Origin of the sequence: Paenibacillus sp. AR247 (genome assembly GCF_002968895.1) — a bacterium.
Classification (GTDB): Bacteria; Bacillota; Bacilli; order Paenibacillales; family Paenibacillaceae; genus Paenibacillus_AQ; species Paenibacillus_AQ favisporus.
The window spans coordinates 677,805-682,706 of sequence record NZ_PCZT01000009.1; the positions used below are offsets into that span (position 1 = coordinate 677,805).

General features: G+C 48.2%; 4 protein-coding genes and 1 pseudogene. All 5 read right to left on the reverse strand.

What is annotated here, in order from left to right; genetic code table 11:
- Positions 1-365: 365 nt before the first annotated feature.
- Positions 366-842: a Cys-tRNA(Pro) deacylase gene (ybaK, locus tag CPT76_RS11190; RefSeq protein WP_105442975.1), complete on the reverse strand. Its 477-nt coding sequence runs from the start codon at positions 840-842 to the stop codon at positions 366-368.
- A gap of 181 nt (positions 843-1,023) precedes the next feature.
- Positions 1,024-2,013, reverse strand: coding sequence for a phage baseplate protein (locus tag CPT76_RS11195; protein WP_105442976.1), 990 nt, complete (start codon positions 2,011-2,013; stop codon positions 1,024-1,026).
- Between the two features lie 245 nt (positions 2,014-2,258).
- On the reverse strand, positions 2,259-3,893 hold the full coding sequence (locus tag CPT76_RS11200) for a thiamine pyrophosphate-binding protein (protein ID WP_105442977.1): 1,635 nt from the start codon (positions 3,891-3,893) through the stop codon (positions 2,259-2,261).
- On the reverse strand, positions 3,890-4,024 hold the full coding sequence (locus tag CPT76_RS42040) for an ATP-binding protein (RefSeq protein ID WP_374954670.1): 135 nt from the start codon (positions 4,022-4,024) through the stop codon (positions 3,890-3,892). Before CPT76_RS42040 ends, CPT76_RS11200 begins: the two co-directional genes overlap by 4 nt.
- A gap of 83 nt (positions 4,025-4,107) precedes the next feature.
- Positions 4,108-4,893: pseudogene (locus CPT76_RS11205) on the reverse strand (two-component system sensor histidine kinase NtrB); the annotation flags it as partial.
- Positions 4,894-4,902 lie beyond the last annotated feature (9 nt).

The window sequence follows — 4,902 nt, forward strand, 5'->3', positions numbered from 1 at the left end:
TTTCTTCTATACTTAGATCAAAGTGTTCCGTATACATAGGCTTAATTATGGATAGATAAGATTGTTTTTAACCCAAGAAATGAATTTCACCGTTTTCTTTTTTCGCCCGAATCACAATTCCCCCCAGACATTGCTCTGATTTCAACGCCTTGCTTTCCATATTTGTTATGGATCAGGGCTATCTTTTGGTATAATCATCCTGAGGTGTTTAACGATGGATGGAAAAAGATTTGTAATGATCATGGTGATTGTTTTAGTGTTGATTGGCGGCTTTTTTATCGCATTTATGCAGCTTTTGAGTTCAATAGGCAAAATCTGATTAGACCTGCAGGTTGATGGGTTTGAACCCGTTCCATCATTGCGGGCTAACTGTACACAAGATCGGCCAACACTCCCTCTGCAGCTTCCGTTAAGTCCTGCCCACTTAGAAAAATTTGCAGCCCCCGTCTTCCTCCGCTAATGCTGACAACTTCCATGGAGCTCACGGATGCATTCATATACAGCGGATACTTCTTTTTCATGCCCAATGGAGACACGCCGCCCCGGATATACCCTGTTAAGGATTGAATGTCTTTCACGGGCACCATCTCCACTTTTTTATTGCCGCTTACAGCGGCCAGATTTTTCAGATTCAGTTCCCGGTCGCCTGGAATACAAGCAGCGATGACCCCTGTCTTATCCCCTTTTAAAATGAGCGTCTTGAACAGCTGGCCGGGCTCCAGCCCTACTTTCGCGGCTACCGTTGCCGCATCCAGCTGATTTTCGTCCCATTCATATTCGTGCAGCGAATACTTGATTTGAAGCGTGTCGAGTATTCGGCAGGCATTCGTCTTGGCTGACAATTTTCTTCACCTTTCCTTTGCAATGACGATTCGTTAAATAACTGGCAGTTGAAGCTCCATACTATTTTATCATGGTAACGGACCCCGGAAAAATTTCATAATCGCTGCCAATAGAAAAACAACCTGAACCATGCTCAGGTTGTTTTCTGTCTTTTCATCGAACCAGCCAACACGATCGCGATTAAAAAATGCTGTCTGGAACGTAATAGATTTTCTGGGTATTCTGCTTACTGTCGGGATTGGTTACGATATTAAAATAAACGTTCCCGTTTTTGTTTTGTACACCCTCGATTTCATGTTTTCCCACGTTGGTGATTTTCACCAGGCTCTTATAAGCTCCTGTGTTAGATATCATAGCAATCTGCGGGGTGTTTCCTTCAGCGCCGCCAGACGTATAAATTTCCGTTTTGCCAAGCAGGTCAGCGCCTTGGAAGGAACCGTTCGGTCTCACGATGGCACTGCCCGACTGGGTAAAGCTGGATACACACGCTGCCTTCGCCGCCGCACTATCCAGACGGACCTGCTCGTTGCTGTCCAGCAGCTTGTTCAGTTTAACCGTATCATAAACGGACCAGGTGACCTTTCCTTGTTTCGTTTGAACCCGGAAAAAGGTATATGTGCTGTTTCCGCCGCCGTCAACACGGTACGTGTCCCCTAGTCTTGTGCCCTTTTTGTTAGCGTAATTCATATACGTGAACCGGTGAAGGTCCGTATAATCCAGGGTCTTCCCGGCCGAATATTGAAGTCTCGCGACCTGGAGCGACCAATAATTGCTTGTTGAAGGATCGGCTTTTGAGCTGAAGTAAAAATAGTTGATCCCTTTGTAGGTATACATATCAAGCGTTTGCCCGTGACCGGCATTGGTGATCTTCATTTCATCCTTGTATGTGGCGGTATTGCCGTTGATAACCAGTCTTGATAGATAGACCGTCCCTTTGGACCGCTGGGTAACATATACGTATTTCGAAGCAATATAAGCTTTCTGAACCGCCAGTTTATGATGAAGTCCTTTAAGGTTGTATGCCAGTTTCGCCGAAGCGTTGACGGTTTTTCCCGGCGATGCAGCAAAGGCAGTCAGACTCGACATCCCAAAGAGCAGGATGGAAAGAGCAACGAAGCAGAATAATTTAAAATGCTTGTTCCTTGAGATCAATGACTGAGATGAATACATCTTGTTCATACCTCCTTTGAGAGTTGTTAGCATTATGCTAATAGAAATAACTGGCTATGAAAACCGTTTTTCAAAGAATTAGGGCTAAATACTCACATGATTTGCCCATATTGGGGATGAACCCAATTCAAATACCTTAAAACAATTCTCCCAATCTATTAGGAATATGAAGATTTGCAAAAATAAAAAAGCGCCATAATGGCGCTTCTCTCGCGTGATCCGGTCAATTCGGTAGCAAAAATTTTTTAACCGAGCTTCATTTGCCGGGCCAAGGTGGAAGGGATCTCCTCTTTGTCCACGATCACGTCAATCACAAAAGGCTTATTGAGCTGCAGTGCCTGTTTAAAAACATCCGTAAATTCGCTGAGCGTCGTGCACCGCGCGCTGTCCGCTCCCATTGAAGCCGCATACGCTGCGGCATCCAAAGGCTGCTTAAAGACCGTGCCGTCGGTTCTTCCGGTAAACTCGCGCATCCCTTTTAATGCCATATCCAGCTGTCCGTTATTGATGACGATAAAAATAACCGGAAGCTGCTCGGCGACGCAGGTCGAGATTTCAGAGCCCAGCATAAATAAACAGCCATCTCCCGTCAAGCAGATGACGTTCTGGTCCCGGTCGGCAAATTTTGTACCAATCGCCATCCCGATCGCATTGGCCATGGAAGCAAAATAGGAATCGAAGAAAAATGTGACGCCAGGCTTTACATCCAGCCAACGAACCGCATGGTACCCATGTGCGCCATCATCGGCAAAAACCGTGGTTCGCTCAGGAATGATATCCCCTACCGCCTGGCAGACTTCCGCGACCGAAAGGGACTGAAGCTCGGGCAGCGGATCATGATACCGCTCACCAAACCGCACGTCATCACTCACATTTTCATTCGGATACAGGCGCAGCAGCTCCTCGAGATTCGTTGTAATATCGCCAAACACGTGCGTATGCTCAGCCTGGATAATCCCGCCCATAAATTCATAGGAGATATCGAACTGAATGATCCTTTGCGGGAAATAAGAACGGTCCAAACCCGCCAGTGCGGTATCGCTCAATCGCGATCCCATTACCAGCATCAGGTCGACGCCCGACTCCAGCAGGTGTTTGGCTTTTTGGTGTCCGCCCAGACCAAAAGGACCGTAATATTGTGGATGCATCGAATGGATGCTCCCCTTGCCACCGGGAGTTGTGACGACGGGAACCTGAAACTGCGCGGCGAACCTGGCGAGGGGCTCCTGAGCTCCGGAGAGGACGACCCCCTTTCCTGCCAGAATGACCGGGTTTCGGGCGGCTCGCACCTGATTCACCACATCCGTCAGATTGGTTGCGGCATAGTTTAGACGGCTTGACGGAATATGGATATTCGTCTCGGCTACTGGCGAAATCATCACATCAAACGGGATGCACAGATGTACCGGACCTTTGCGTCCGGTCATGGCTTCGCGAAGCGCATGATTAAGAATCGCCGGGAAGGTATCGGCGCGGGAAACCATTGTGCTGAACAGCGTGACGGGTTTCATAATTTCCGCCAAATCGATGCCGAATAACGAGGAATCCTGGCATTGCGGGATCCCTATTTCCGCCGCCGACTGATGTCCCGTGATGAAGAAAACGGGAAGGCAGTTCATTTTCGCATGCGCTGCGGAAGTGACCAGATTGGTCCCTCCCGGTCCTGAAGTTCCGACGACCACCCCCAGCTTTTTCCCCGCAAAAGCATAACCTCCGGCTGCAAAACCCGCCCCGCTTTCATGCCTTCCCAGAATAAATTCGATTCCCTGGTTGCCAAATTCCAGAATCACAGGGGCAACGGATTTGCCCGGAATTCCGAAAGCATGCTGAACATCCAGACTGACCAGCGTTTCAACTAAGAGCTCTACGACATTTTTCACACAGGACACTCCTTTAAAATGCCTGACAAAGGTAATCGGATATTGAATTCCGTTCCTGCACCCAATCTGGAATCGACGGTGATCTCTCCGTTATGGTTGTTAATAATGCGGTAGGATACGGATAGACCCAGGCCCGTTCCGTTCTCTTTAGGTCGTAAAAAAAAGGATTCTGTATTTTTGTGAGGTTTTCAGGACTAATACCGGTGCCATTGTCAGAAATAGTGATGGTTAGATGTTTGTTTTGTATGGTAGATTTTAAGGTTACGGCTTCTTTAGGCTGGGACGCTTCAACGGCATTTTGTAAAATATTGATCAGTACCTGCTTAATTTGCGAAGCATCGGCATACAGGATGTCCTGGTCACCGGTATGGTAATCCCGGATAAACCGGATATCGTGCAGCGCGGCCTGTCCTTCCATAAAATCAAGCACACTGTCAAGGAACGGATTGATTTCGATCGGCTTGACGATTGGAAAAGAAGGTTTGGACATCGTGACAAAATCCGATACGAGATTTTTAACGCGCACCAGTTCCTCGTGTACGAAACCCAAATAACGGGTCGTGTCCGGGTCCAGCGGCCGCTCGCGGATAATTTGCACAAAGCCCATGATGGAGGTTAGCGGGTTGCGGATTTCATGGGCTAAACCGGCGGCCAGCTTGCCGATGGCCGACAGCTTTTCGCTGACGATGATCTGCTGCTCCAGCAAATAACGTTCGGTAATATCCCGCAGCTGCGCATAGGCGCCTTGGATGATCCCATTTTCAAATATCGGAATGATGTCGGCAAGGCAAACCGTGTGTGTCCCGCCGGCGTGAAAATGAACCTCGATTCCCCGCTGCCGCTGGCCGTTAGCGATCGTTTGCAAAAAAAGCGGTCCGAGCTCCGTAATTTGATAGGAGGACTGTCCGACGGAAATATAATCGGGGATGATGTTTAGGGCGACGTGATTGAAATCGACTACAATTCCGGAGCGGTCAGCCAAAAGAATTCCGGTATCCAAATTGTCGAC